The sequence below is a fragment of the Brevibacterium rongguiense genome (genome assembly GCF_009857845.1).
GTDB classification, from domain to species: Bacteria; Actinomycetota; Actinomycetes; order Actinomycetales; family Brevibacteriaceae; genus Brevibacterium; species Brevibacterium rongguiense.
This window is the reverse complement of sequence record NZ_WWEQ01000027.1, coordinates 11,164-38,086: the sequence shown is the minus strand read 5'-3', so window position 1 is coordinate 38,086 and position 26,923 is coordinate 11,164. Positions and strand designations below refer to the sequence as shown.

The 26,923-nt window shown below is 73.8% G+C and carries 19 protein-coding genes and 1 tRNA gene; 10 read left to right on the top strand and 10 right to left on the bottom strand.

The features are described 5' to 3' along the window. Positions 1 to 950: formate/nitrite family transporter (locus tag GSY69_RS07795; protein ID WP_160953301.1), on the bottom strand; the 950-nt coding region annotated here is incomplete at its 3' end. 425 nt (positions 951 to 1,375) lie between these two features. Here GSY69_RS07795 and GSY69_RS07790 point away from each other — a divergent pair. Further along, positions 1,376 to 2,119, top strand: a complete 744-nt coding sequence (locus tag GSY69_RS07790; protein WP_407925016.1) for a PadR family transcriptional regulator — start codon at positions 1,376 to 1,378, stop codon at positions 2,117 to 2,119. A 102-nt stretch (positions 2,120 to 2,221) separates the two neighbouring features. Here GSY69_RS07790 and GSY69_RS07785 read toward each other — a convergent pair. The 3 genes from GSY69_RS07785 to GSY69_RS07775 form a co-directional block, all read right to left on the bottom strand. After that, positions 2,222 to 2,309: transfer RNA gene (locus GSY69_RS07785), tRNA-Ser, on the bottom strand. Positions 2,310 to 2,465: 156 nt separating this feature from the next. Next, positions 2,466 to 2,900: a nucleoside deaminase gene (locus GSY69_RS07780; protein WP_160953304.1), complete on the bottom strand. Its 435-nt coding sequence runs from the start codon at positions 2,898 to 2,900 to the stop codon at positions 2,466 to 2,468. Positions 2,901 to 2,985: 85 nt separating this feature from the next. Continuing rightward, positions 2,986 to 3,543, bottom strand: coding sequence for a tRNA adenosine deaminase-associated protein (locus GSY69_RS07775; RefSeq protein ID WP_160953300.1), 558 nt, complete (start codon positions 3,541 to 3,543; stop codon positions 2,986 to 2,988). 73 nt (positions 3,544 to 3,616) lie between these two features. On the opposite strand from GSY69_RS07775, the gene upp reads away from it, so the two are divergent. The 3 genes from upp to GSY69_RS07760 all read left to right on the top strand — a co-directional run bounded on the left by upp (position 3,617) and on the right by GSY69_RS07760 (position 6,419). Continuing rightward, complete coding sequence (gene upp, locus GSY69_RS07770; protein ID WP_160953299.1) at positions 3,617 to 4,252, top strand: uracil phosphoribosyltransferase; 636 nt, start codon at positions 3,617 to 3,619, stop codon at positions 4,250 to 4,252. Between the two features lie 290 nt (positions 4,253 to 4,542). After that, positions 4,543 to 5,484, top strand: coding sequence for a winged helix-turn-helix domain-containing protein (locus tag GSY69_RS07765; RefSeq protein ID WP_160953298.1), 942 nt, complete (start codon positions 4,543 to 4,545; stop codon positions 5,482 to 5,484). Between the two features lie 11 nt (positions 5,485 to 5,495). Further along, entirely contained in the window at positions 5,496 to 6,419 is a 924-nt protein-coding gene (locus GSY69_RS07760) for an endonuclease/exonuclease/phosphatase family protein (protein ID WP_160953297.1), read from the top strand. Positions 6,420 to 6,636: 217 nt separating this feature from the next. Here GSY69_RS07760 and GSY69_RS07755 read toward each other — a convergent pair whose 3' ends face one another. The 3 genes from GSY69_RS07755 to GSY69_RS07745 all read right to left on the bottom strand — a co-directional run bounded on the left by GSY69_RS07755 (position 6,637) and on the right by GSY69_RS07745 (position 11,381). Next, positions 6,637 to 7,851 (bottom strand): MarP family serine protease, encoded by a 1,215-nt coding sequence (locus GSY69_RS07755; RefSeq protein ID WP_160953296.1) that lies wholly within the window; start codon positions 7,849 to 7,851, stop codon positions 6,637 to 6,639. Continuing rightward, positions 7,848 to 9,713 carry a PrsW family intramembrane metalloprotease gene (locus GSY69_RS15180; RefSeq protein WP_328698808.1) on the bottom strand — a complete coding sequence of 622 codons (1,866 nt, stop codon included), beginning with the start codon at positions 9,711 to 9,713 and terminating at the stop codon, positions 7,848 to 7,850. Before GSY69_RS15180 ends, GSY69_RS07755 begins: the two co-directional genes overlap by 4 nt. A 192-nt stretch (positions 9,714 to 9,905) precedes the next feature. Beyond that, positions 9,906 to 11,381 (bottom strand): malate:quinone oxidoreductase, encoded by a 1,476-nt coding sequence (locus GSY69_RS07745; protein WP_160953295.1) that lies wholly within the window; start codon positions 11,379 to 11,381, stop codon positions 9,906 to 9,908. Positions 11,382 to 11,664: 283 nt separating this feature from the next. Here GSY69_RS07745 and GSY69_RS07740 point away from each other — a divergent pair, with 283 nt between their 5' ends. Next, on the top strand, positions 11,665 to 13,746 hold the full coding sequence (locus tag GSY69_RS07740) for a hypothetical protein (protein ID WP_160953294.1): 2,082 nt from the start codon (positions 11,665 to 11,667) through the stop codon (positions 13,744 to 13,746). Between the two features lie 201 nt (positions 13,747 to 13,947). On the opposite strand, the gene GSY69_RS07735 is transcribed toward GSY69_RS07740, so the two are convergent. The 3 genes from GSY69_RS07735 to GSY69_RS07725 form a co-directional block, all read right to left on the bottom strand. After that, positions 13,948 to 14,412: an SRPBCC family protein gene (locus GSY69_RS07735; RefSeq protein WP_160953293.1), complete on the bottom strand. Its 465-nt coding sequence runs from the start codon at positions 14,410 to 14,412 to the stop codon at positions 13,948 to 13,950. An 82-nt stretch (positions 14,413 to 14,494) separates the two neighbouring features. Continuing rightward, on the bottom strand, positions 14,495 to 16,624 hold the full coding sequence (locus tag GSY69_RS07730; RefSeq protein WP_160953292.1) for an acetoacetate--CoA ligase: 2,130 nt from the start codon (positions 16,622 to 16,624) through the stop codon (positions 14,495 to 14,497). Beyond that, positions 16,621 to 17,367: an isochorismatase family protein gene (locus GSY69_RS07725; protein ID WP_160953291.1), complete on the bottom strand. Its 747-nt coding sequence runs from the start codon at positions 17,365 to 17,367 to the stop codon at positions 16,621 to 16,623. The genes GSY69_RS07730 and GSY69_RS07725 overlap by 4 nt, the downstream gene beginning before the upstream one ends. 68 nt (positions 17,368 to 17,435) lie before the next feature. Between GSY69_RS07725 and GSY69_RS07720 the strand changes: the two genes are divergently transcribed. The 5 genes from GSY69_RS07720 to GSY69_RS07700 all read left to right on the top strand — a co-directional run bounded on the left by GSY69_RS07720 (position 17,436) and on the right by GSY69_RS07700 (position 26,745). Then, entirely contained in the window at positions 17,436 to 18,863 is a 1,428-nt protein-coding gene (locus tag GSY69_RS07720) for an MFS transporter (protein WP_160953290.1), read from the top strand. Then, positions 18,860 to 19,447, top strand: coding sequence for a hypothetical protein (locus GSY69_RS07715; RefSeq protein ID WP_160953289.1), 588 nt, complete (start codon positions 18,860 to 18,862; stop codon positions 19,445 to 19,447). Before GSY69_RS07720 ends, GSY69_RS07715 begins: the two co-directional genes overlap by 4 nt. A gap of 253 nt (positions 19,448 to 19,700) precedes the next feature. Then, positions 19,701 to 23,342, top strand: a complete 3,642-nt coding sequence (locus tag GSY69_RS07710; protein WP_160953288.1) for a proline dehydrogenase family protein — start codon at positions 19,701 to 19,703, stop codon at positions 23,340 to 23,342. Positions 23,343 to 23,351: 9 nt separating this feature from the next. Beyond that, positions 23,352 to 23,657 (top strand): cupin domain-containing protein, encoded by a 306-nt coding sequence (locus tag GSY69_RS07705; RefSeq protein WP_160953287.1) that lies wholly within the window; start codon positions 23,352 to 23,354, stop codon positions 23,655 to 23,657. A 211-nt stretch (positions 23,658 to 23,868) separates the two neighbouring features. Then, on the top strand, positions 23,869 to 26,745 hold the full coding sequence (locus tag GSY69_RS07700) for an ExeM/NucH family extracellular endonuclease (protein WP_160953286.1): 2,877 nt from the start codon (positions 23,869 to 23,871) through the stop codon (positions 26,743 to 26,745). Positions 26,746 to 26,923 lie beyond the last annotated feature (178 nt).

The following is a 26,923-nucleotide window of genomic DNA, read 5'->3' as shown; positions in this document are numbered from 1 at the left end:
GGCCCGACCCCCGGGTGCGCGGCGCCGGCGCCCGCGGCCGCCGGCCCGTCGCTCCCGCTCGACTGCGCCGCCGCGGCTCTGCGCGCCGGGGCGATGTAGCAGGCCCAGAAGTAGCCGCCCACGAGGATGCCGCCGCCGACGATGTTGCCGAGGATCACGGGGATGAGATTGTCGCCCACCACTGAGCCCAGGGTCAGCGCGTCGTAGTCGCCCACGTGCTTGCCGGCCTTGACGACCGCCTCGGAGGACCAGAACGCGTCGCCGCCGAAGTCCTTGATGAGCAGACCCATGGGGAGCATGAACATGTTGGCCACGGAGTGCTCGAAGCCGCTGGCGACGAACAGCGCCACCGGGCCCAGGCAGGCGAGGATCTTGTCCGCGGTCGACCGTCCGGAGGTGGCCAGCCATACGGCCAGGCAGACCGCGAAGTTCGCGAACACGCCCAGGAAGAACGCCTGGCCCCACGTGTGGGTCACCTTGGTCAGGCTCGTATTCATGACGACGAGGCCCCATGCGCCCTTGTTCGACTCCGGGGTGCCGGACCACAGGATGAGCAGGGCCACGCCCACGGAGCCCACGAGGTTGCCCGCCAGCGAGACGCCCCAGTGGCCCAGCCAGCGGCCGGTGCCCAGGGACTTCGACAGCAGCGGCATGAGCGTCATCGTTGTGCCGGTGAACAGGTCGGAGCCGCTGACGACGACGAGCATGAGGCCCACGGAGAACACGAGCCCGCCGAGCACCTTGGCGACGCCGAGCGGGAAGTCCGCACCGAGCCCCTGCTGGGAGGAGACGAAGAAGACGAAGCCCAGCGCGATGAAGGCGCCGCCGGACAGGGCGAGGAGGAACATCTGGCCCCAGGGCTTGAGCGCCTTGTCGAGCATCGCCTTCTCCTGCGCGGCCGCGAGGGCGGCGGGCGCCGGGATGTTGAGTTGGCTGGGCAGTTCGCTCACGGTTCGCTCCTGTCGTCGTGCGCCGTCGGCGCCCTTCCCGAGGCGCGTGCGGCCGGTGGGCCGCGGCACCCGGTCATCCTACGACCGGGCCGCCCACGGCCGGTTCCCGTTCCTCACCCGGTGTGGCGCCGGGGTGCGGGCGGCGAGCCGCGCAGGGCCGGGCAATGGCCTCCCCGGCGCAGGCGGCAGTGGGCCTGAATCCGCGGGGCGAATTCCTCGCTCTTGACAGTCAGCGATATATCGCAATATAGTTTCGGGCAGTTGCCGAGAGTCTTTGCGGGCTTCGCTTCACCCGGCGCCGAGAGGCACAGCCGGCCGAACCCAGCACCCGGCAGCCGAGGCGAGCGGTCCGACACCGCGAGCAGATCCGCCGCCACTGGCGCGGACGCACACGCAGACACACCCAGACAGGAAGAGGACACACGATGTTTCCCGACTTCAACGACGACAGCGCCGATGGCTTCGACGGCAGGGACGGCTTCGGCAGCGGCGACGACCGCTTCCACGGGCGCCACGGCCGCCCCGCCGACCACGGGCCCCGCACCCACGGCGACGAGCGATTCGACCGCGAGGACCGCCGGCGCGGGCCCGGCGGCCGGCACGGCCACGGAGGCCCCGGCGGCATGGGCGGACCCGGATTCGGCGGGTTCGGCGGCGGTTTCGACCCCAACGCGATGGCGGCCATGTTCCGCCGCATGACCGGCATGCAGGGCGGCCGAGGGCGCGGGCGCCGGATGGGCCGCGGCGATGTCCGCCAGGCCGTCCTCGCGCTGCTGCGCGAGGAGCCCATGCACGGCTACCAGGTCATCCGCGAGCTCGAGGAGCGCAGCGGGGGCGCCTGGAAGCCCAGCGCCGGCTCGGTCTACCCGACCCTGCAGATGCTCGCCGACGAGGGCCTCATCGTCGCCGACGAGACCGGCGGCAAGAAGGTCTACTCGCTCACCGAGGAGGGCCGCACCGAGGCCGAGGCGCGCTCCGGCGAGGACGCCCCCTGGGAGACCGCCGGCGGCGGGCGCGGATTCGGCGGCGAGCTGCCCAAGGCCAGCGCCAAGCTCGCGCAGGCGGTGGCCCAGGTGGTCCGCGGCGGCGATCAGGAGCAGATCAAGGCGGCCACGGAAATCATCGACGAGGCCCGCCGCCGGGTCTACGGCATGCTCGCCGAGGAGTGAGCACCCGGCGCTGAGCGCCACCCGCTCGCGGCTGGCGGAGAACTCGCGGCGGGCGGAGAAGAAGAATCCCGGGGCATCGATTCCGATGCCCCGGGATTTCGGCGGTAGCGGAGGGATTTGAACCCTCGGTACGGGGTTACCGTACACAACATTTCGAGTGTTGCACCTTCGGCCGCTCGGACACGCTACCGCGGAAGAGTCTACAGATCCCCCGGGCGGCCGCCAAATCCCCCGGGGTGCCCACTCGCGGTGGACTCCGGCTCATGAGGGGGCCGCCGGGTGAGCGACGCGGGGGCGCGATGCGCGTGCTGTCTGCACGTGCGCGGCGCTATCGGACTGCCTCCGGCTAGCGGCGCTGCGCGAAGAACTCCGCGAGCAGCGCGGTGGCCGCCTCCGCGCGGACGCCGGCGAGCACCTCGGGCCGGTGGAGGGCGGCACGGTCGCGCAGCAGGTCCCACATCGAGCCGGCGGCGCCCGCCTTGTCGTCGAACGCGCCGAAGACCACCCGGTCGACCCGCGCGGCCGCCGCGGCCCCGGCGCACATCGCACACGGCTCGAGCGTGATGACGAGGGTGGTGCCGTCCAGGCGCCAGCGCCCCAGCCCGGCGGCCGCCGCGCGCAGGGCGAGCACCTCCGCATGGGCGGTGGGGTCGCCATCGGCCTCGCGCCGATTGCGGCCGCGGCCGAGCACCCGGCCCGTGGCGGAGTCCACGACGACGGCGCCCACGGGCACGTCGGCACTGACCGCGCACGCCCGCGCCTCCTCGAGCGCCGCGTCCATGGCGGGCGCCCACGCCCGGCCCGCGGGCGCCTCGGGCCGGTTCATCTGTGTTCCAGCAATGCGGCGCCGGCGCTGGCGGGGGCGCTCAGCGGGCGGCCTCGAGCTGCTCGGCGAAACCGGCCTTCTCCCCCACGTGGGCGACCACGCGGGCGGGGTCCGAGCCGTGCTCGCGCACCTGCTCGATGAGCTCGTCGGCGGCGATCCCTTCGGCGGCGAAGATATCGGGGTCACCGCCCCAGTCGGAGTCGTCGTCGAGCTCGAGCATCGTCGCGCCCTCCTCCGCCTCGTCCTCCTCGTCATCGTCCTCGTCACCGTTCGAGTAGTCCTCCTCGCCCTCCATGGGATCGCCCTCGTACGCGTCGGGCTGCGAGTCGAGGTAGTCGGCGAAGAGCTCGGCATAGGGCGAGTCGGCAACCGCCCCGATGTCGGAGAGGAAGACCTTCACCTCCCCCTCGGGAAGCACGCGCACGAGTGCGAACCACTCGTCCTCGTGCTCGATGACGGCCAGCGCGCCCAGCTCGGCGTCGCCGGCGGCGTCGATGAGCTCGACGAGGTCCGCCATCGTCTCCGCATCGTCGATCTCGAGGTCGAGTGGCCGGTAGCCGTCGTCGGTGTGGACAAGGGCAGCGGTGAAGTACGACATGGCCCCATTGTCACCCGCGCACGCGCGCGGGCACCAGCCGGGGCGGGGCGGGCCATCGGGTAGATTTCCGGGTATGGAACTCCGCGTCGCAGACCACCCGCTCATCGCCCACAAGCTCACCGTGCTGCGCGACGAGCGCACCGACTCCGCGCGGTTCCGCCAGCTCACCGACGAGCTCGTCATGCTCCTGGCCTACGAGGCGACCCGGTGCGTGCGGGTGAAGGACACCCGGATCACCACCCCGGTGGGGCCCATAACCGGGGTGGCGATGAGCGCGCCGCGGCCCGTCGTCGTGCCGATCCTGCGCGCCGGGCTGGGGATGCTCGAGGGCATGATGAAGATCCTGCCCACCGCGGAGGTGGGGTTCCTGGGCATGATCCGCGACGAGGAGACGCTCGAGGCGCACGCGTATGCCGAGCGCCTGCCCGCAGACCTGACCGGCCGCCAGGTCTTCGTCATCGACCCGATGCTCGCCACGGGCGGCACGCTCGCCATGGCCATCGAGTTCCTCCTGGCCCGCGGCGCCTCGGAGGTCACCGCGGTCTGCCTGGTGAGCGCGCCGGAGGGCGTCGAGCACCTGCGCGCCCAGTTCGACGGGCGCGCCGAGGTGACGGTCCACACCGCCGCGCTCGACGAGCGGCTCAACGAGAACGGCTACATCGTCCCCGGCCTGGGCGATGCGGGCGACCGCCTCTACGGCATCGTCTGAGCCTGCCGGGCGCCCACCGCGCAGGCGCTCCGCGGCGCCCCCGCCTGCGTCACACTTCGTCATACTGCGCCTTATTCGGTCGCGAACGGCCGCAATCGCTTGGCCCGCGGGCCGCGGATGAAGAATAATGACGGTCATGTCCATCCCCTGTCGCCGCCTGGAGGCGCGAATGTGCGCCCGGCAGCCCGCGCAGCCCATGCGCCGCGTCCGCGACCTCTCCTAGCCTTCGCCGCCCGGTCGCGGACGAGCCCCGAACGCCAGCGGCCCCGCCCATTCGAAGGACCAGCGACATGCCCCAGCCCCGCCTGAACCCCCAGTCCCCGTTCGCACCCCCCGCCGGGGCCGCGGCCCGCGCCGCGCACCCGCGCAGCGCCGCCGCCACCCGACGACAGGGACCGCGCTTGACCTCGATCGATCCGAACTCCGCCCCCCGCACCTACGGCCCGACGGGCGTCGAGCCCGCGCCGCGCGCCGCGCGGGGCATCGTCCTCTACATCGGACTCGACGAGGAGAAGGCCGCCGCCGACGGCACGAACCTCACGGCGGTCGCCCAGGCCGTGCAGGCCTTCGCACAGCAGCTCGCCGGGCAGGCCGAGACGCAGGCGATCATCGCCCTGGCGCCCGAGGGCCCGGACCGCGACCTCGACGCCGTGCGCGCCGTCGCCTCGGGCTCCCCCGCCGCGGCCGGCACCCCGGCCGGGCGCCACGGCCCGGTGCGCTCGCGCATCCCGAGCCGCGTGCACCCGCCGTCCCACCGCGAGGACGCCGCGGAACCGGAGCCGGCCAGCGTGCGCATCGACATCCCCCGCCGCGAGGTCCACGTCGACGGCCGGCTGGCCGCCGTGACGACGAAGGAGTTCGACCTGCTCGCCACGCTCGTCTCGCGGCCGGGCGAGACCCTGCGCCGCGAGGACCTCATCACCGCCCTGTGGGGCCACGGCGACGAGCGGCCCGATGAGCGCACGGTCGACGTCCACGTCCGCCGCCTGCGCAAGCGGCTGGGCTCGCACTCCGCGATCGTGCGGACCATCCGGGGCACCGGCTACCGCTTCGACGAGCACCCCGACGTCGAGATTGGCGCGCCACCGCCCTGCGCTGAGGCGCCGCCCGCGGGGCACCGGGACCGCAGGCCGCCGAGCCCCGTCCGCGAGTGGCGCGGGCGGGGCTGCCCGGGCGCGGTTGCGGGCGCAGTGCCAGTCCCCGGTCAGCTGCGGATCAGGTACGGCGCCTAGACTGCTCGTCGATGTCAGCAACCCCGAAGCGCGCTCTCAAGGGCATTGCCGTGCTCATCGCCGGCACCCTCGTCGCGGCCCTCCTCCTGCTCCACTCCCTCCTGCCCACGAGCCGGGGCATCGCCCTCGTGGTCGAGTCAGCGCTGCCGTGGACGTGGATCCTCATCGTCCTCGTCGTCCTTGCGGGCCTCATCCGCTTCTCCGTCCTCAGCATCATCGGCGTGCTCGTCCCGGCCATCGTCTGGGCCGCGATGTTCGGCGCCTATCTGCGCCCGGCCCACGCCCCCGAGCACAGCGGGCTCGTCGTCGCCACCCAGAACGTGGGCGCCCGCGGCTCGCAGCCCACGGCCACGGTCCAGGCGCTCACGGAGCACCAGCCGGACATCGTGGCCGTCGAGGAGCTGGAATCGCTGTCGGGCAAGATCATCAGGAAGCGCCTCGACGGGAAGTTCTCCCACTCCCACGTCGCGGACACCGTCGGGGTGTGGACGAAGTGGCCGCTCAAGGACACGGAGGAGATCGGCCTGGGCCTGCAGTGGCCGCGGGCGTTCGCCACCACCGTTCAGACCGACGAGGGCGATGTGCGCTTCTACGCCGTGCACATGCCCTCCGTGCGCCCGGGCCAGGAGTCGTTGCGCAATGCCGCGCTCAGCAAGCTCGCCGAGGTGGTGCGCGCCGATCGCTCGCAGCGCATCATCGTCGCCGGCGACTTCAACGCGGGCTCCTCCGATCGCTACTTCTCCGAGCTGTCCTCCCAGCTCACCGACACCCGGCGCGCGGTGGGCGGGGGCTTCGGGTTCACGTGGCCCGCGCAGTTCCCCCTCGTCCGCCTCGACCACATCCTCGTGCGCGGCCTCACGCCCACCGGGGACTCGGTCATGGGCGAGGGCACCTCGGACCACCGCGGGGTCATCGGCTACCTCGACGTGCCGTAGGCCGTGCCGGCACGCGCCCGAGGCGGGGGCGGCCACGGCCCCGCCGGCGCCTCGGGCGCGGGGCAAGGACCCGGAACGAACCGGCCCGGTTCGACGGGCACGAGCCCGGCCCGTGCGGCGGGATGCGGGCGGTCTGGGCAACGGGCCTCGGGCAGGCCCTGCGGCGGGCCCCCTGGGCTGCGGGCGGCCTGGGAGACGGGCTGCGGGCGGCCCCGGCTCAGCCCCGGGCGTGGGACTGCGAGCTGGCGGCGCAGGAGCCGGTGGACACGGTCTTCGCCGTGCCCCCGGCGGCCTTGAGGACGCCGGAGATCTCGCCGAGCGTGAGCGCGTAGCCCGTATCGCCGTCCGCGGCGGACTTCGCGAAGACCATCCCGGCCGCCCGGCCGCGCGCGTCGACGAGCGGGCCGCCCGAGTTGCCGGGGCGCACCACCGCGCGCAGCGAGTAGACATCGCGCACGACGGAGTCCTTGTCGTAGATGTCGAGGCCGCGGGCCCGCAGGCCCTCGCGGACGCGGGCCGGCGAGATCGTGTAGGGCCCGTTCTCCGGGAAGCCCACGACAACCGCATCGGAGCCCGTGCGCAGCTGGCCGCCCAGCTCCAGCGGCTCGGCGCCCATCTCCGGCACTCGCAGGACCGCGACGTCCTTCGCGGCGCTGAAGCCCACGACGTGCGCGGCATAGGGCCGGCCCTTGCCGCCCACCTGGACGCTCAGCCCCCGCGAGCCCGCCACCACGTGCGCGTTCGTCGCCACGTAGCCCCGCCGGAAGACCCACCCGGAGCCCTCCTGCGTCGTGCTGCACACGGTGGTGTCGGTGGTGATCTTCACGACCGAGTCCTCTGCCGCGCGCCCCACGCGGTTCATCGCCTCGTTCGGGGCCCCGATGTCGCGGATGCGCTCCGCCTGGCCGCTGAAGACCTGCGGGAACCCGCTGTCGGCGAGCACCGTGCCGATCGAACCCAGCGCCTGGGCGGAGTCCACGGGGGCGGCGCGGTCGAGCGCCGCGACGATCCCCGATTCCGCGGCCCACCGGTTGGGGGCGATGAGCGGTGTCGTGCGGACCCAGCCGGCGGCCAGCCAGACGATGAGCACGAAGGCGATCGCGCTGGTGAGCGCGCCCGCACTCGCATCGAGCCCGCGGCCCAGCCGGCTGGTGATCCGCTGGCGCAACCGGATGCCGAGCACGCAGCCGGCGGCCGCGAGCAGCGTGCCCAGCGCCAGCGGCACCGCCAGCGCGATGCCGGGCCGGCCGGACTCGCCCAGCAGGCCCCAGCCCACCGCCGCGTTCGCCAGCGGCACGGCGCACAGCCGGCCCAGCAGGAAGCCCGCGACGAAGCCCACGAGCGTGCCCGCCGACGCCGTCAGCCGCTGCTGCCAGCCGGCGATGAGGGCGAGCAGCCCCAGCAGCGCGAGGACGGCGTCGATGAGGGTCACGGGCGGCGGGCCGGCATCCGCGCGCTCGCCATGAGCCGGCTGCGGGCCTGGGTGAGCTCGTCGAGTTCGAACCGCTCGCGCGCGATCTCCGTGCGCCCGCCGACTCCGCCCAGGATCCGCTCGCGGATGGAGGACAGGGAGGCGGCCGCCCGGATCATGGCCTTCATCTCCGTCTTGCCGCCGGGGAACTGGGAGGCCCAGCGGCGCCCCGCGCGCCTGCCCTTCCAGGTGCCGAGCATGTCGACCTCCGCGTGGGTGAGCCAGCCGGCGTTCGCGTAGTCGCCCAGCATCAGGCGCGTCTGCTTCGTCTCCTCGTGGCGCAGGTAGAGCCCGCTGCCGAACCACAGCGCGGAGACGCAGGCGGAGAAGACCAGGGTGATGGCGATGCTCGCCAGGGGGTCGATGTCATCGGTCGCCGTCGCCACCCCGTTCCACAGCCCGTGGAGGAAGGCCCCCACGATGTAGCCGGGAATCCACATGAGCGCGGTGAGCCACCACGAGCCGCGGCGGGCCGCCAGCCCGATCGCGATGCCGGCCATGCCCGTGAACGTCGAGTGCAGCAGCGGGGAGACCACGCAGCGCATGGCGAACGTGAGGATGAGGCCCTGGCTCTGGTAGTCGTCGTAGGCGCTGCCCAGGTAGAGGAGGTTCTCCGTGAAGGCGAACCCGGCGCCGATGAGCGTGCCGTACATCCAGCCGTCCAGGGGGCCCTCGAAGTACTTGCGCGCACCGAGCACCAGCGCGACGAGGAAGATGCCCTTGGCGCCCTCCTCGAAGATGGGCGCCATGACGACTGCGCCCACGACGTCGCCGCTCGCGTCGATCCCGAACGCGCCCAGCGCGTAGATCGAGGTGAGCTGGGTGATGAAGACGATGATGACGGAGGCGACCGCCCCCCACAGGACGCACAGCCCCAGGATGAGCTTGGGCTGGGGCTTCCACCGGTCGAACCACAGGACCATGCCGATGATGACGCTCAGCGGCAGCAGGGACAGCAGCACGATGATGACGCCCACGCCCCGGAAGCTCAGGGCCCCGAGCAGCAGGATGAGGAGGAACCCCAGGCCGAGCACGGCGCACACGACGATCCCGATGATGAGGCGGGCGAGGTCCGCGCCCTTCGTCGGGTCCTCGCGGCGCATGGCGCTCGTCGCCTGCTGGGTCCAGCTGGCCTGGAGCTGAGCGCCGCTGTGCTGGTGGATCTGCGAGCGGCTGCGCATCTCCTGGGTGACGCTGGGCCGCAGCCGCGACTGGGAATACGCGCGCTGCTCCGGGTAGCCGCCCGGTGCCGGCTGCTGGGCGCCGGTGCCCGGGTGGGAGCCGGTGCCCGCCCCCGGGAAGCCGGAGCCCTGGGGGTACCCGGGGCGCGACTGCTGGGGGACCGGGCCCGGCGCACCGTAGCCAGGTGCTCCCTGCACCGGCCCTCCATGGGGTGCCGAGCCCTGGGGCGCCGAGCCGTAGCCGGGCTGGGGGGCGCCGCGGTGGGGGGCATGCTGGCTGCCCGTGCCCGGCTGCTGGGTGCCGTAGGCCGGCTGCTGGGTGCCGTAGGCCTGCTGTTGGCTGGAGGAACCGGGCTGCTGAGCCGCGTAGCCCTGGTGTTGGCTGCCGTAGCCCGGCTGCTGGGCGGCGTAGCCCGGCTGCTGAACGGGCGGTTGGGCCGCTCCGGGCGCGGCACCCGAGCCCTGCTGCGGCCGGTTCGGCTGCTGCGGGGCAGGAGCCGAGCCGTACGGCTGGGCGGCAGGGGCGGAGCCGCCCGGCTGGGCCCCGGCGGGCGCCTCGGGCGCGGGGCAGCGGAAGCTGCCCTCCGACTGTCCCGGCTGCGGGGCGCGGCTGCGGGGGTCCTGCCAGGGCTGGTCGGTCATCGAGGTCCTTCGAAGTCGGGCGCGGCGGGCGCGGGACGGGGCGCGCGGCCTCTGCCGGCCGCCGCTGTGGGTCCAAGCATGGCAGATCGCGCTGACATGCGCGCGTGCGCGCCCTGGGAACGCGCACGGGGCCGGACCGCGCGGCATCGCGCGGTCCGGCCCCGTGCAACCGGCCCTCGGCCAGCGGGCGGCTCAGCCGATCCGCAGGGTGCGGGCGGTGTACTCGCCCAGCTCGTCGAGGAGCGTCTCGTCGTCGGCGAGCTTGCGGCCGAGCGAGGGAACCATCCCCTTGAGCTTGGACTCCCACTGCACGTACTGCTGGGGGAAGCACTTGGCCAGGAGGTTGAGCATGATGGGCGCGGCCGTCGAGGCGCCGGGCGAGGCGCCCAGCAGGCCCGCGATCGAGCCGTCGGCGGAGGAGACGAGCTCGGTGCCGAACGCCAGCACGCCGCCCTTCTGGGGGTCGCGCTTCATCACCTGGACGCGCTGGCCCGCGGTGATGAGCTCCCACTCGTGCGGGTCGATCTCCGGGGTGAAGTCGGACAGCGCGGAGAAGCGGCCCTTCTTCGTCTCCGCGAGCTGCTCGACGAGGTACTTCTCGAGGCCGAAGTTGTCCTTCGCTACGTTGAGCATGACACCCAGGTTGTTCCCCCGCACGCTGAACGGCAGGTCCGTGAACCGGCCGGACTTGAGGAACTTGGGCGAGAACCCGGCGAACGGCCCGAACATGAGGTACTCGCGGCCGTTGACGACGCGGGTGTCGAGGTGGGGCACGGACATGGGCGGGGCGCCCACGGAGGCCTGGCCGTAGACCTTCGCCTTATGGCGGGCCACGAGCTCCGGGTTCGCGGTGCGCAGGAACATGCCGGAGATGGGGAAGCCGCCGTAGCCGCGCGCCTCCGCGATGCCGGACTTCTGCAGCAGCGGCAGCGCCCCGCCGCCGGCGCCGATGAAGACGAAGCGGGCATCGACGTCGAAGGCCTCGCCGCTCCCGTGGTCCTTGACGCCCACCTTCCAGCCGTCGGCATTGCGGTTGAGCGTCGTGACCTGGTGGTTCGTGTGGATCTGCGCACCGTTGTTCGCGATGTTCTGCAGCAGCTGGCGGGTGAGCGAGCCGAAGTCCACGTCCGTGCCCTCGACGACGCGCGACAGGCCGTTGACCTGGCCGGGGCCGCGGTTCTCGAACATGAGCGGCAGCCAGTCCGCCTGCGTGGCGGGATCGTCCGTGAATTCCATGGACTTGAACAGCGGGTTGCGCACCATCGTCTGGTAGCGCTTCTCGATGTAGTCGCGGCCCTTCTGCCCCCGGCCGTAGCTGATGTGGGGAACCTGCGAGATGAAGGTCGTGGGGTCCGCGATGACGCCCTCGTCGACGAGGTGGGACCAGAACTGGCGGGTCACGTGGAACTGCTCGGCGATGTTGATCGCCTTCGAGATGTCGACGCTCCCGTCCGGCAGCTCCGGGGAGTAGTTGAGCTCGCAGAGGGCCGAGTGGCCGGTGCCGGCGTTGTTCCAGGCGTCCGAGCTCTCGCGCGCGACGTAGTCGAGGCGCTCGTAGACGCGGATGCTCCAGTCCGGCTGCAGCTCGCTGAGCATCGCGCCCAGCGTGGCGCTCATGACGCCGCCGCCGATCAGGACTACGTCCACGTTCTCCTTCGTCTGGGCCATGCCACTCCTCACCTCGCATCGGGCGTGCACGCGCGGCGCGCACTCATCGGCCTCGACTCTACTCCGCGAGCCGCGGCGGCCACCAACCGGTTTGACCGCCCCGAGGCGCCGCCTAAGCGGCTGCGCGACGGGGCACGCGGCCCCGCGGCGGGGGCGGGGGAGCGAGCACCGGCTGTGGACAGCCCGGCCCCGAAGGCGAGCACCGGGCTGTGGAAACCGGGGCTGCGTCCACAGATCGCGCAGCGCGCGGCCGCGGAGTCTGACGATCGGCTGGGCTGTGGCCATGAAAACACGCACAGCACTCGCCTATGTCCTCGTCCTCCTCCTCGCACCCCTGCTCGTCTGGCTCGCCGCTCCGGCCCAGGCGCTCGGCGCCACCGCGCCGCCCGGGTCCCCGGGGACGCCCGCTCCGGGCTCCCCGGATCCGGGGACCCAGCAGCCCACGGCCGCCGAGCAGGCCCCCGGTGTCGACGCCTACGGAGCTCCGGCCGAACTCGGCCGGGCGCTCAGCGCCAACGAGCAGACGATCCTCGGCCCCGGCCACTGGCACCGCCAGGGTGCGCAGCGCACGTGGTACGGGTCCTATCGCTCCCTGGCCAACCGCAATGCCTACTGCATCGACGCCGGCATGCTCACGCCCTATCCCAAGTACTTCGCGGGGGTGAAGCCCTCCACCGTCCGGACCGCCCGCACGGCCTGGGCACTCGCCGCGCATTCGGACTCCGGCAAGGCCGATGTCCAGGCGGCGCTGTCCGCCATCGTCAAGCTCGACGCGAAGATCCCGCACCGGCACCGCATGAAGGTCCATGCGCCCAGCGCGCTCGGGGCGAACTTCGCCGGCGCCGCCAAGCAGTACGCCGCGATCACCCGCGATGCCAAGCGCCTGGCGGGGCCCTACCGGCTCCGCGTCGCCCTCGCCCCGGTCCCGCGGCTCAGCCCCGGCCCCGCCGTGCCCCTCACTGCGGCGGCCGGCGGCGGGCAGACCCAGGCGGGTGCCGCCGGCACGCAGCTGACGGCGACGATCTCGCTGACCGCTGCCTCCGGGGCGCCGCTGCCCGGCCGCCGGGTGGAGCTCTCCACCACCGGCGCGCAGGGCCCCGCGGCGATCACCACGGCGGCCAAGCCCGTGACGGTCCTGCTCACCGCTCCGGACACGGGCACGAAGGCCGCGACGGTCGCGCTGAGTGCGCGCGCCAAGGACCTGCCCGGGGACGCGGTGCGCCTCTACCGGGCCCACGGGCGCGGTTCGTCGACGGTGCAGAACATCGTGACGGCCGGCCCGCCCGTGGCCGTGTCCGCCCGCGCCGAGCACCGGCTCCCGGCGACCTCGCAACCCCGCGTGACCACCCGCATCAGCACCGCGGAGCCCGCGCCGGGCGCCCGGCTCCACGACGCCTTCACGGTCTCGGGCCTTGCGAAGGGCCAGCGCGTCACGGTCGAGCACACCCTGTGGGCAAGCCCCGCGAAGCCCCAGCGCACCCAGCAGCCCGCGCAGGGCACTGCGAAGATCGGCACCGTGACCTCGAAGGGCGTGGGGAACGGAACGCAGGACTCACCCTCCCTCGCACTGGACCGCGGCTACCGCGGCTGGGTGTACTGGACCGAGCGGATCGCACCGGCGCCCGGCATCCGCGCCTGGCGGTCCGATCACGGCATCGCCGAGGAGACGGGCCTCGTCCCCTGGACACCGCAGGCGACGACCACCGCAGCACTCGACAACACGGCCAACACCAGCACCGATGCGATCGCCGTGCGGGGTGCGCGGCCGGGCTCGCGGCTGCGGGTCACCGCGACGCCGTACCGCACGGACACCGCACCCGTGCAGTCGGCCAGCGCCTCCGGCACGCCCGGCGAGCCGCAGGCCTTCGACGTCACGGTCGGCACGGACGGCACGGCGCGGGCCACGACGCGCCCCGTACCGGTGGACATCGGCTGGACCACCTGGGTGGTCCGCATCGACGGCGGCGAGGGCTGGAAGGCCTGGCAGTCGGAGTGGGGCATCCCCGCCGAGACCGTCCACCGCGCTCCGACGCCCTCGACCACGGCTCCCACGACGGCACCTGCGACCACAGCTCCTGCCACCACTGCGCCGCCCACCACTGCGCCTCCGGTGACGCCGTCTCCGTCCGCCCCGGCCACAACCACGGCACCGGCTCCGGAGACCACCGCGCCGGTGAGGCCCCAGGCGCCCGGTCCTCAGCCCCCGGTCTCCGAGGCGCCCGCGCCCCAGCCGGACTCGCCCGAGGCGCCCAGCCGCCTGCCGCGCACAGGCACTCAGGCGCAGCTCATCACGGGCGGGGCGCTCATCCTCATCGGCGGGGGCGCGGTGCTCCTCCTCGCCACGGCACGCAGGCGCCGGGACTGAGCCGGGCCACGGCATCACTGGCCCCGGCACCGAGCACAACGCCAACACTCTCCACACGGCCAGCACCACGCACACGGCCTGCGCACAGCACGGCGGGAGGGCCCGGGACACTGTCCCGGGCCCTCCCGCCGTTCGACTCACCACCGCGCACTCGGGCTCACACGCACTGCGTCTGCCCGCTGCGCGCACGCGGCCCCGTGCTCAGGCGCCGGAGACGGCCCCCGCGAGCATCTTGAGGCTCTCCTCGAGGGCCTCGCGCGGGATGAGCGGGAAGCTCACCTTCTTCGCGGTTGCCGCATCGACCTTCGACCAGTCGTAGGTGAGCGCGACGTCCGTGGAGTCGGGGCCGGTGGAGTCGAGCTCCCACACCCACTCCCAGCCCGCGGGCTCCTGGCCGGCGGGCGCGGTCTGCCAGGCGAGGATCTTGTCCTGCCCGAAGCCGGTGACGTGGTTCTCCGTCTTGTAGTCGCCGCCCATGTGGGGGGCGTTCATGTTCATCGTGAACACATCCCCCACCGCCTGGATGCGGTTGGTGCGGTCATCGGAGACGATCTGGCCCGAGCCGTCGAACTCGCGGTGGCGCTCCGGGTTGGAGAGCACGTCGAAGATGTCCTTGGCCGGGGCATCGATGGTGCGGCTGACGCTGATGGACGTGGCCTCTGCCATGTCGGTCCTCCTCATCTGTTCGGTCCCACCGAAACGGTGGTCTCACCGGGTGCGGTGATGCGGCTGCGCGCCTGGCCCCACGCTAGCGCTCGGCCCCGCGGTCTGCATAGGCGCTCGCGAAGTCCACGTACCAGTCGAGCACCTGGGGATCCGCGGCGGTGGCGCGGTTGACGCCTGCGGCGTCGCCGCCCTGGAGCACCCGCTTGATGGGGATCTCGAGCAGCTTGCCGGTGCGGGTCACGGGCACCGCCGGGGCCGCGATGATCTCGTCGGGCACATAGCGCGGCGAGACCTCGGAGCGGATCGCCGCGACGATCGAGCCCCGCAGCTCCTCGTCGACCTCGACGCCGGGCGCGGGCACGACGAACAGCGGCATGTAGTAGCCGCCGTCGGCCAGCTCCGCACCGATCACCATCGACGCCTGCACGCCCGGCACCCGGTCCACCACCTGGGTGATGTCCGCCGAGCCCATGCGGATGCCGCCGCGGTTGATCGTCGAATCCGAGCGCCCGTGGATGACGTACTGCCCGCCGGGCCGCTTCGTCACCCAGTCCCCGTGGCGCCACACCCCCGGGAACACGTCGAAGTAGGCGCTGCGGTAGCGCTCGCCGTCCGGGTCGTTCCAGAACATGACGGGCATGGAGGGCATGGGCCGCGTGACGACGAATTCCCCCACCTCGTCGATGACGGGCCGCCCGTGCGAGTCGAACGCGGCCGCCTCGACGCCCAGGTAGGCGCCCTGCAGCTCGCCGCGCACGATCGGGTCGAAGGGGTTCGAGCCGATGAAGCCGGTCGCGATGTCCGTGCCCCCGGAATCCGAGCCGACGTGGATGTCGTCGGCCACCTGCGCATACGCCCACTCCCACGTGGAGTCGGGCAGCGGCGAGCCCGTCGAGAGGATGGAGCGCAGGGCCGAGAGGTTGTGCCGCGCATCCGGGGACAGCCCGGAGCGCTCGATGAGCGTGAGGATCGCGGCCCCCGTGCCGAAGTTCGTCACCCGCTCGCTGCCGCAGATCTCGAACTGCTTGTCCGGGGCGCCGAAGACCGGGGAGCCGTCGTAGACGACGATCGTGGTGCCCGACAGCAGCGAGTTGATGAGCAGGTTCCACACGACCCAGGTCGTCGCGACCGCCGAGTAGTGCCGTCCGCCGGGCACCGTCTCCTGCTGCAGCCGATTGGCCTTGAGCGATTCGAGCACGATGCCGCCGTGGCCGTGGACGATGCCCTTGGGCTTGCCCGTGGTCCCCGATGAGTAGAGCACCCACAGTGGATGGGAGAACTCGGTGGCCTCGTACTCGGGGGCCTGCGGCACCGCGATGACCTGCGAGTACGCGGTGGGCCGCAGCCGAGGCGCGGGCCCGGGAGGCGCCTGCGCGCCGGTGTGCGCACCGGCGGCGCGCGGCTCGGCGCCCCGTGCCTCGCCGGCCGGCTCACCGGTGGCCGGTGCGTCGAGCGCCGCGCCCAGCTGGTCGACGAGCAGGTGGGCGGTCACGCTCGGCAGCGCCTCGAGCAGCTGGGCGAGCTGGGCGCGCATGTCGATGCGCTTGCCGTTGAACTCGTACCCGTCGACGGTGATGAGGACCTTGGGCTCGATCTGGGCGAAGCGGTCGACGATGCCCGTCACCCCGAAGTCGGGGCCGACCACGGACCACACCGCGCCGATCGAGGCGCAGGCCAGGAGCGCCTCGGCCGCGGCGGGAATGCTCGGCAGCACCGCGCACACGGTGTCGCCGGGGCACACGCCCTGCGCCCGCAGCCAGGCGGCGAGGGCCCCCACGCGGCCCTCGAGCTGCGCCCAGGTGAGCGACTCGCGCGGGTTCGTCTCGTGCAGGCCCACGATGGCCTCGTCGTCCGGGTGGGTGGCCGCGCGGCGCAGGATGTTCTGGGCGTAGTTCACGCGGGCGCCGGGGAACCAGCGGACGTCCGGCATGGTGTCGCCGGTGAGCACGGGGCCATCGCCGCGGGTGCCGATGACATCGAAGTACTCCCAGATGGACTCCCAGAAGTCCTCGAGGTGCTCGAGCGACCAGTCGAGGAGGTCCTGGTAGGACTCGGTGCGCACCCCGCGGGTCTCGCGCAGCCAGCGCTGGTAGGCGCGCAGCTCGCTGGCCTCGACGCGCTCGGGCGAGGGCGTCCAGAGCGTCACGCGCTCGGGGCCGTCATCCGCTCCGGTCTCCCCCGGTGCCCCTGCGGCCGTGTGCTGTGTGCTCATTCCCCTGCCCTTCGACGTGGCTGATCCGCGCTCCCGCGCGGCTGATCCGCTTGCCCCTGTTGGGCCGTCTTCTGCGCGGCCGTCCCCTGTTCGACTGCCCCCTGTTGGGCCGTCTTCTGCGCGGCTTCCCCCTGCGCCGGCTCGTCCCGCACCGGTTCCCCCTGAGCGCGCTCGCCGGCCTCGGCAAGCGTCGCGCCGGCGGCCTCCATCTCCGCCAGTGCGCGCCGCGCGCTCTCCGGGGCGACGCCGGCCACGAGGTCGGTGAGGACGGTGACGTCGAACCCGGCGCGCAGGGCATCGAGCACGGTGGCCCGCACGCAGTAGTCCGTGGCGATCCCGGCCACGTCGAGCGAGGCGGCGCCGCGCTCGCGCAGCCAGTCCGCGAGGCCGGAGCCGTCCGCGGCGGTGCCCTCGAAGCCGGAGTAGGCGGCCTCGTACTCGCCCTTGCGGAAGAGCGCCTCGATGAGCGGGACGGCGGGGCCCAGCTCGGGGCGCAGCTCGGCCCCCGGCGAATCCGCGACGCAGTGGACGGGCCATGACTCGACGAAGTCCGGCTGGGCGGAGAAGTGGTCGCCGGGATCGATGTGCCAGTCGGCGGTGGCGACGATGTGGGCGTACGCCCCGCGGTGGGCGAGCGCGTGCGCGCCGGCCCGCGCGGCGACGCCGATGCCGCCGTCGACGCCCATCGCCCCTCCCTCGCAGAAGTCGTTCTGGATGTCCACGAGCACCAGTGCGTCAGCCATGCTCGGAGTCTAGCGAGCACGCGGGCTTCCGGCCCCCACCGCGGACACGGCCCGCGTAGACTGCCGGCGTGCCGACCGCCCCTCCCCTCACCCTCAGCAGCGCCGCCGGCCGGCGGCTGCTCGCGGCGTGCGTGGCCGGGTCCGGCATGGTCTTCCTCGACGGCACGATCGCCAATGTCGCGCTGCCGCGGATCGGGCAGGACATGCACGCGAGCCTCGCGCAGCTCCAGTGGGTCATCAACGCCTACACGCTCACGCTGGCGGGCCTCATCATCGTGGGCGGCTCGCTGGGCGACCGCCTGGGCCGCAAGCGCGTCTACGTGTGGGGCGTCTGGGCGTTCGCGCTCGCCTCGGCCGCCGTGGCCGCCTCCCCCACAGCGGGTCTGCTCATCGCGGCGCGCCTGGTCCAGGGCGTGGCGGCGGCCCTGCTGACCCCCGGCAGCCTGGCGATCCTGCAGTCGAGCTTCGCCCAGGGCGACCGCCTGCGGGCGATCGGGGCGTGGAGCGGCATGCTGGGCGCCGCCACGGCGGCCGGCCCGGTGGTGGGCGGCTTCTTCGTCAGCATCGACTGGCGCCTGGGGTTCCTCATCAACGTCCCGCTGGCCCTCGTCGTGCTGTGGCTGCTGCGCCCGGCGCCGGAGACCCGCGACGAGGGTGCCGCCGGCGGGCTCGACGTGCCCGGGATGCTCCTGGCGCCCACGGCGTTGGCGGGCCTGACCTGGGCGCTGACCGGCTGGGGCGACCCGGCAAGTGTGCCCGGCGGGCGCACCGGGGTGCTCGCCGCCGCCGGGGTGGCTGCGCTCGCGGCCGTGGCCTTCGTCCTCGCGGAGCGCCGCGGCGCCCATCCCATGCTCCCGCTGAGCATCTTCTCCAGCCGTGCGTTCTCCGCGGTCAACCTCGCCACGCTCTTCGTCTACGCCGGCTTCACCGGCGCCGGGCTCTTCCTCACCCTGTTCCTCCAGACGACGGCCGGCTATTCGCCCCTGGCCGCGGGGGCCGCGACCGTGCCCGTCTCCCTCGTCATGCTGGGGCTCTCCGGCTACTTCGGCGGGGTGGCGAACCGCCGCGGCCCGCGCGGTCCCATGGTCGCCGGCATGCTCACGGTGGCGGCTGCGCTCCTCTGGCTGGGATTCGCCCCCTCCCGGCCGAACTACCCCGTCCACCTGCTGCCGCCGCTGCTCCTGCAGGGCCTGGGCATGTCGCTGCTCGTGTCCCCGCTGACCGGGGTCGCGCTGGCCGCAGCGCCGGAGCGCTACTCCGGGATCGCCAGCGGCGTGTCCAACGCCGTCTCGCGCACCGCGGGGCTCATCGCCGTGGCGGCGCTGCCGCTGCTCGTGGGCCTCTCCGGCGCGCAGTACGCGCAGCCGGCCGCCGTCGCGCTCGCGTTCTCCTCGACCATGGGATGGTGCGCCGGGGCGCTGGTCATGGGCGCGGCCATCACCCTGTGGGGGCTGCGCGGCTACCGCGCGCCCGCCCCCGAGGGGTCCGACGCATGAGCGGCGCACCCGACGGCGGGGGCGGGCCCGCCCGCAGCCCGGTCCCGCCGCTGTGGGCCGTCGTGGCCGGCCGCCTCTTCCTGGCCGGGCTCAAGACGCCGGTGGCCCTGCTGCTCGTGTGGCTCGCCGCCCTGCTGCCGGCGGTGGGCCATCGCGAGCTCTCCGACCTCATCGCGGCCGTGATCGCCTCCGCGCTGCTCGGCGAGTGCGCGGGCGCGCTGGCCGTGCGCCCGGCCCAGCTGCGCGCCGGGCACTCGGCCCCGGGCGGCTGGGCCTACGCGCTGCCCGACCTGCTCGTCCCGCCCGCCGTGGCCGTGGCCGTGGGCTGGCTCATGCTCGGCGGCGCGCCCGCGGGGCTCGCGCTCGGCGCAGCCTGGGCCGTGCCGGCCGCCGCCGAGGCGCTGCTCGGCAGGCCGTGGGAGCGCGGTCCCAGCCGCGCGGAGTTCGCCGAGCGCAGCGACCGGTTCAAGGAGATGACCCGCGAGACCTTCGCCCCGGAGATCGAACGGGCCCGGCCCGAGGCCCGCCGCCGCCTGCGCCGGCGCTGGGAGCGTGAGGAGCGCCGGCGGCGCGGCGAGCGCTGAACCCCGCATCGCCGCACCCCGCGGCGCGCAGTCCCACCGCACCGCGCCCTCCCCGCCCGCATCCGGTGCCGCACCCGACCGGTCCAGCGGTGGCGGGCGGCACCCGGATTCCACCGCACACGGCCGGGCACCGGAAGCACATCGCGTCGCCGGAGCCTCCGCCGCGGTCCGTGCCCGCGGCTCCCGTGCGGAGTAGATTGAGGGGCACCGAAGCACCGACCCCGGGCAGCGCCGCCCAGCTCAGGAGCACACCATGGTCCAGCACCCCACGCAGGCACACGAGCGCGACCCCGAGCCGAACCGCGCCTCGGCCCCGGTGCCCGCACCGCGCCCCGAGCCGGAACAGCGCCCCGGGCCCCGGCAGCCGGGAGAGGACCTGGGCGCGCTCGCGACCAGGTCCGTCGACCTCGTCCGGCGCTGGCTGCGCCGCTCCGCGGCGGACGCGAGTGCCGCCTCGGCCGCCGCAGACCGCCTGTCCGCCGTGCTCACCGACCCGAGCGGGCTGGACTTCACGGTGGGCTTCGTCGACCGCGTCATCCGCACCGAGGACAGCCGGGCGGCGGCCGCCGCCCTCACGGACATCGCCCACCTGGCCCCCGCGGCCCTGCCCGCCCTCGACCGCGCGCAGATCCGCGCCGGCGCCGCCCTGGCTCCGGTCATCCCGGACGTCGTCGTGCCCCTGGCCCGCGGCCGCCTGCGCCAGATGGTGGGCCACATGGTCGTCGACGCCCGCGACCGGCCGTTCGGCGCCGCCGTCGCGCAGCTCACCGCGGAGGGCCACCGGCTCAACATCAACCTCCTGGGCGAGGCCGTCCTGGGCGAGGACGAGGCCGATCACCACCTCGCCCAGACCCACCGGCTGCTGGCCCGCGATGACGTCGACTACGTCTCCATCAAGGTCTCCTCCGTCGCCTCGCAGCTGTCGCTGTGGGCCTTCGACGACACGGTCGCCTACGTGGTCGAGCGCCTCCTGCCCCTCTACCGGGAGGCCGCGCGGGCCCCGGCGGGCACGAAGTTCATCAACCTCGACATGGAGGAGTACGGCGATCTGGAGCTCACGATCGCCGTGTTCACCGCGCTGCTGGACCGGCCCGAGCTCGCCGGCCTGGAGGCGGGCATCGTCATCCAGGCCTACCTGCCCGACGCACTGGGCGCCGTCCAGCGGCTCTCCGCGTTCGCCGCCCGCCGCGCGGGCTCGGGCGGCGCCGGGATCAAGGTGCGGCTCGTCAAGGGCGCCAACCTCGCAGTGGAGCGGGTGCATGCGGAGCTCGCCGACTGGCCGCTGACCACGGAGCCGGACAAGCAGTCGACGGACGCGAACTACCTGCGGGTGCTCGCCTGGCTGCTGCGCCCGGAGCGCATGCGCGGACTGCGGATCGGCGTGGCCGGCCACAACCTCTTCGACATCGCGTTCGCCCACCTCCTGGCCGACGAGCGCGGAGTCTCCCAGCGCGTCGAGTTCGAGATGCTCCACGGGATGGCCGCCGAGCACAGCGCCGCGGTCAGCGCCGATGTGGGAGACCTCCTGCTCTACGTGCCCGCCGTGCGCCCACAGGAGTTCGACGTCGCGATCAGCTACCTGGTCCGTCGCCTCGAGGAGAACTCCGCCCCGGATAACTTCATGTCCGGCATCTTCGAGCTGCGCAACGGCAACGCCGTCTTCCGCAAGGAGGAGGCCGCCTTCCGCGCCTCCGTGGACCAGCTCGCGGACACGCTGCGCGACCAGGGCGAACGGCCGCCCGAGCCCAATCGCACGCAGGACCGCGCCGCGCAGGCCGCGGCAGGGCCCCGCACGCCCGCGCACGGACTCGAGGACTTCCGCAACGAGCCGGACACGGATCCATCCCTGCCCGCCAACCAGCGCTGGATCTCCGACCTCCTCGGGCAGGCGCTGACCCCGGGCTGGCTGGACTCGCGTTCCGCGCCGGAGCCGCTCGACTCCCCGGAGCAGGCCGCGGCCATGGTGGAGCGCGGTCGGGCCGCCGCGGCGGACTGGCGTGCGCTGGGCGCCCGTGCCCGGGGCGAGGTCCTGCTCCGCGCCGCCGAGGTGGTCGCGGCACGCCGCGGCGAGTTCCTCCAGACCGTGGCCGCGGAGGTCGGCAAGGCCCCGCTCCAGGCGGATGCCGAGATCTCCGAGGCGATCGACTTCATCCGCTACTACGCCCACCGCGGCCTCGGCCTCGAGGACGTCCCCGGGGCACGGTTCGAACCCGATTCGCTCGTGCTCGTCACGCCGCCGTGGAACTTCCCCATCGCGATCCCCACCGGCTCCACCGTCGCGGCCCTCGCGGCGGGGGCGGCCGTCATCCACAAGCCCTCGGGTCCCACGCCGCACGCCTCCGCCCTCATCTGCGCGTGCCTGTGGGAGGCGGGCGTCCCCCGCGAGGTCCTCCAGCTCGCGGCACCGGTCGAGGGGGAGCTGGGGCGCGCGCTCGTCGCGCACCCGGGAGTGGACCGGGTCGTGCTCACCGGTGCCTCGGAGACCGCGGCCCTGTTCCAGGAGTCCAACCCCGAGCTGCGCGTGAACGCGGAGACCTCCGGCAAGAACGCGCTCATCATCACCCCCGCCGCGGACCGCGACCTGGCGGTGGCCGACCTCGTGGCCAGCGCGTTCGGCCACGCGGGGCAGAAGTGCTCGGCGGCCTCCCTGGCGATCCTCGTGGGCTCGGTGGGCGATTCGCAGCGCTACCGCCGCCAGCTCGTCGATGCCGCCCGCTCCCTCGTCGTCGACTGGCCGCGCAATGGGCGGGCCACGGTGGGCCCGCTGACCGAGCAGCCCTCGGACAAGCTCGAGCGGGCCCTCACGCGCCTGGAGCCGGGCGAGGAGTGGCTGCTCGAGCCCCGCCGGCTCGACGACTCGGGCCGGCTGTGGTCGCCGGGGATCCGCACCGGCGTGGCACCGGGCTCGTTCTTCCACCTCACCGAGGCCTTCGGCCCCGTGCTGGGCATCATGCAGGCGCAGTCCCTCGAGCAGGCCATCGAGTGGCAGAACGCCGTGGACTACGGGCTCACGGCGGGCATCCACTCGCTCGACACGGACGAGGTCCGGCAGTGGCTGGACCGCGTCCAGGCGGGCAACGCCTACGTCAACCGCGGCATCACCGGTGCGATCGTCGGCCGCCAGCCGTTCGGCGGCTGGAAGAAGTCGTCCGTCGGGCTGGGCTCGAAGGCCGGCGGCCCGAACTACCTCATGCAGTTCGGCAGCTGGCACGATGCGCCCCTGCCCGCTGCGCCGGGCGGTGCGGGCGCCGAGGCGCGCGGTGGTGGGGACCAGCAGGCTCGCCCCGGTGCTGGTCCGGGCGATGCCGAGGCTGCCGCGGACGCCTGGCTCGCCGCCGCCTACGCCGATGACGAGCGCGCGTGGGCCCACGAGTTCGGGATCGCCCACGACCCGACGGGTCTGCACGCGGAGGCGAACATCTTCCGCTACCTGCCGCGCGCCGTCACGGTGCGGGTGGGCAAGGGCGCCAATGGCCACGCGCTGGCCCGCACCCTCCACGCCGCCGCGACCGTGGGCTCCCGGGTGCTCGTCTCGCTCTCGCCTGCCGCGGCCGAGCGCCCGGAGATCGCCCGCCGGGTCGACGAGGCCGCGGTGCGCGCGGAGACGGCCGACGCCCAGGCCTTCGCCGCGGCGGTGGCCCGCCGGGACCTCGACGACACGGTGGGGGTGCGGATCCGCGTGCTCGGCGACCTCGAGCCGGACCTCCGGACCGCCGCGGCCCAGCGCCCGGAGGTCGCGGTCCTCGACGACGAGGTCACCGGCTCCGGGCGGGTCGAGCAGCGCTACTTCGTCCAGGAGCAGGCGGTGTCGATGACGCTGCACCGCTTCGGCAACCCCAGCCGGGAGTTCCGCGCGCTCGCGGACAGCCTGCGCGGTGGTGCCGCGCGCGATTAGGCTCGGCCCATGGACGACACGACGGAGACCACCGCGATCGCCACCGTGCAGATCGACACGACGCGCGTGCGCGTGACCGAGTGGCGGTTCCCGCCCGGCACGCAGACGGGCATGCACACCCACGAGCTGCCCTACGTGGTCGTGCCCACCAGCACGGGCACGCTCCACGTGGACACGCCGCACGGGACGGGGGAGAACGTCCTCGTGCCCGGCGCGTCCTACACGCGCCCGGTGGGCAGCACGCACAATGTGCGCAACGCCTCGGATGCGGAGTGCTCATTCGTCGAGGTGGAGATCAAGCCCGCGCCGGCCTGACGGCCCGCCGGACCGGGCGGGCACGGAAACGGTGCAAGGGGGGAACCGAGCACGTGCATCACAGCATTGCCCGTCCTCCGAGAACACGCGCGTGACCAGGGGGGACATCACAATTCGAGTGCTGTTCACCTTCCTGCGCCCAACTCTCCACACTTCCTGAGCGCTTCCTGAATACGCTGGCAGTCCACGGATCCCCAGCCCCGAGGAAGCCATGATCCCCCAGATCACAGCTCGGACCCTCGCGGCGGCAGGGACGGCCGCCGGCCTCATCGCCGCCCCGTGCTTCGCCCCGGCAGCACTCGCCGACCCCGTGGCGCAGGGCGCCGCCCAGATCTCCGAGATCGCCTACGCGGGAGACGACAGCACCGATTTCATCGAGCTCGCTGCCCCCGCCGGCACGGATCTCTCCGGGTGGCAGGTGGGATCCGTCTCCCGCGGTGGGAGCGTGCAGGCACCCGCGTACACCACCACGCTGCCGGCCGGCACCGCGGTGGGCCCCTCGGGAGCCCTGGCGGTGCGGGTGCCCGTGAGCAACACGGTCAAGGAGGGCTCGGCCGCCGATGGTGCCTACGGCCCATCCGCGTTTGCCATCGATGCGACTGGAGCCCTCGTCGACTTCGAGCAGGTGGGCGGCAGCACCGGCGGGCGCGGCATCACCGCCTCCGGTGGGTCGCAGACCCCACAGGCGCTGCGCGGACGCCAAGCCCAGCCCACCGGCGCGGCTGCCGGGCCAGGAGCATCGATCGCCCGCACCGCCGCCGCCTGGGCCGCGGGGGCGCCCACCCCCGATGCGGTGGCGGATGCACCCGCCCCCGAGCCCACGGCCACGGGCACCTCAGCACCCGCCCCGGCGCCCGCCCCGGCGACCCCGGTCGCCCCCACCGCCATCGCGGACATCCAGGGCACCGGCGAGACCAGCCCCATGGCCGGGCAGACGGTCACGGCCCGCGGCGTCGTCACCGCCTCCTACCCCACCGGCGGGCTCAGCGGCTACTACATCCAGACCCCGGGCAGCGGCGGGGATGCGCACGGGGCGAACGGCCCCTCGGACGGGATCTTCGTCTACTCGCGCGAGGCCGCGACGATCGGCCGGTACGTCGAGGTCACGGGCACCGTGGGCGAGCACTACGGTCAGACGCAGATCGCCGCGGCCGGCGCCGCCACACCCGTGGCCGAGGCCGCCACAGCACCCAAGCCGGTCGAGGGCGCGTTCCCGGAGGAACCTGCCCAGCGCGAGGCGCTCGAGGGCATGCTCGTCCAGCCGGGCGGCGACATCACCGTGACGGACAACTACGCGACCAACCAGTACGGCGAGGTGGGCCTTGCCAACGGCGGCCAGACGCTGCGCCAGGCCACCGATGCGGCGCGGCCGGGATCCGCCGAGGCCAAGCGGCTCGAGGCCGACAACGCGCGGCGGTCCTACCTCTTGGACGACGGCGGCACCGCGAACTTCCTCTCGGCCGCCAAGGACACGCCGGTGCCCTACCTGTCCGCGGACGCGCCGGTGCGGGTGGGCGCGAAGGCGACCTTCACCCGGCCCGTCGTCGTGGGCTACGACCACGACGCCTGGCGCCTCCAGCCCCTGCGCTACCTGGGCGATGCGCAGGCCGGCGACGCGCAGCCCGCGAAGTTCTCCGACACCCGCGAGCAGGCGCCCAAGCAGGTCGGCGGCGATGCCTCGATCGCGAGCTTCAACGTGCTCAACTACTTCCCCACCACCGGCGACCAGCGCACCGGCTGCACGTACTACAAGGACCGCGCCGGCACCCCCCTCACCGTCAAGGACGGCTGCGATGTGCGCGGGGCGGCGAATGCCCAGAGCTTCGCGCGCCAGCAGAACAAGATCGTCGCGGCGATCAACCGCATCGACACCTCCGTGCTCTCGCTCGAGGAGATCGAGGACTCCTCGAAGCTCGGCAAGGACCGCGACTGGGCGCTGGCCGCCCTCGTCACGGCCCTCAACGACGCCGCGGGCAGCCGGAAGTGGGACTACGTGAGGTCGCCGGCCGCGCTGCCGAAGAACGGCACGGATGCCATCCGCACCGCGTTCATCTACCAGCCGGCCGAGGTCGAGCCCCGCGGCGAGTCGACGCTGCTCGACGCTGATGCCTTCCACAACGCCCGCGCACCGCTGGCCCAGGAGTTCGCGCCGGTCGCCCCCGCCGCCCGCACCGCCCGGGGCACCGGCACGGAGGCCGCGCAGGGCTTCGTCGCCATCGTCAACCACATGAAGTCCAAGGGCTCGGGCACCGGGACCGGCAACGACGACGCGGGCGACGGCCAGGGCAAGTCGAACGCGGACCGCGTGGCGCAGGCGAAAGCGATCGTGGAGTTCGCAGCTCAGCGCCAGCAGGTCGCCGGCACCGATCGCGCCTTCCTGCTGGGCGACCTCAACTCCTACACGGAGGAGGACCCCATGCAGGTCTTCTACAAGGCCGGTTACACGGACATCGGCAAGGAGAAGACCACGGAGGACACCTACCTGTTCGGGGGCCGGACCGGCAGCCTCGACCACGTGCTCGCGACCCGGGCGATGCTGTCCCGAGTCACTGGGGCCGACGTGTGGAACATCAACTCGGTCGAGTCCGTGGGGCTCGAATACAGCCGCTACAACACGAATGCGCGCAGCCTCTACGCGCCGGGGCCGTTCCGCTCCTCGGATCATGATCCGCTCGTCGTGGGCTTCACAGCCGCGCCGGCGCCCGCCACCACCGCGCCGCACCCGACCTCCGGCCCCTCGGATTCCGCCTCCGCGCCCCCGAGCGCGCCGACTCCCGGGCCGAGCACGACCGGTGCGCCCAGCCCGAGCGGCCCGACCGGCGCGCCCACGGGTGCGCCGACGGCCCCGGACCCGAGCACCGCTGCGCCCTCCCGGCCCGGGCCGAGTGCCTCGACTGCCCCGGCACCGGAGCCGACGCGCGGCCCGGGCGCCCCGGGCGATGACGGCGGCGGTGACGACACCGGCAGCGGTGACGGAGACGGTGGCCGCCTGCCGCGCACCGGTGCCGGGCTGGGCGCCCTGGCGGCCGGCCTCGCCCTCGTGAGCGCCGGGGCTCTGCTCCTGGGCGCCGCACGCCGGCGCCGGTGACCGCGGGGAGAACGAGGCGACCGGGGAGACCGGGGGCTGTGGCGGTGTGCGCCGCCGCGGCCCAGGTCACCGTGCTCACCGCCTGGCGGGCTGCGCGCACCGCGTGCGCCCGGTGCTCGAAATCCTGTCAAATACGGCTCTCACCAGCTTCGATGCGACCGCTCCCGCACCGCGCCCG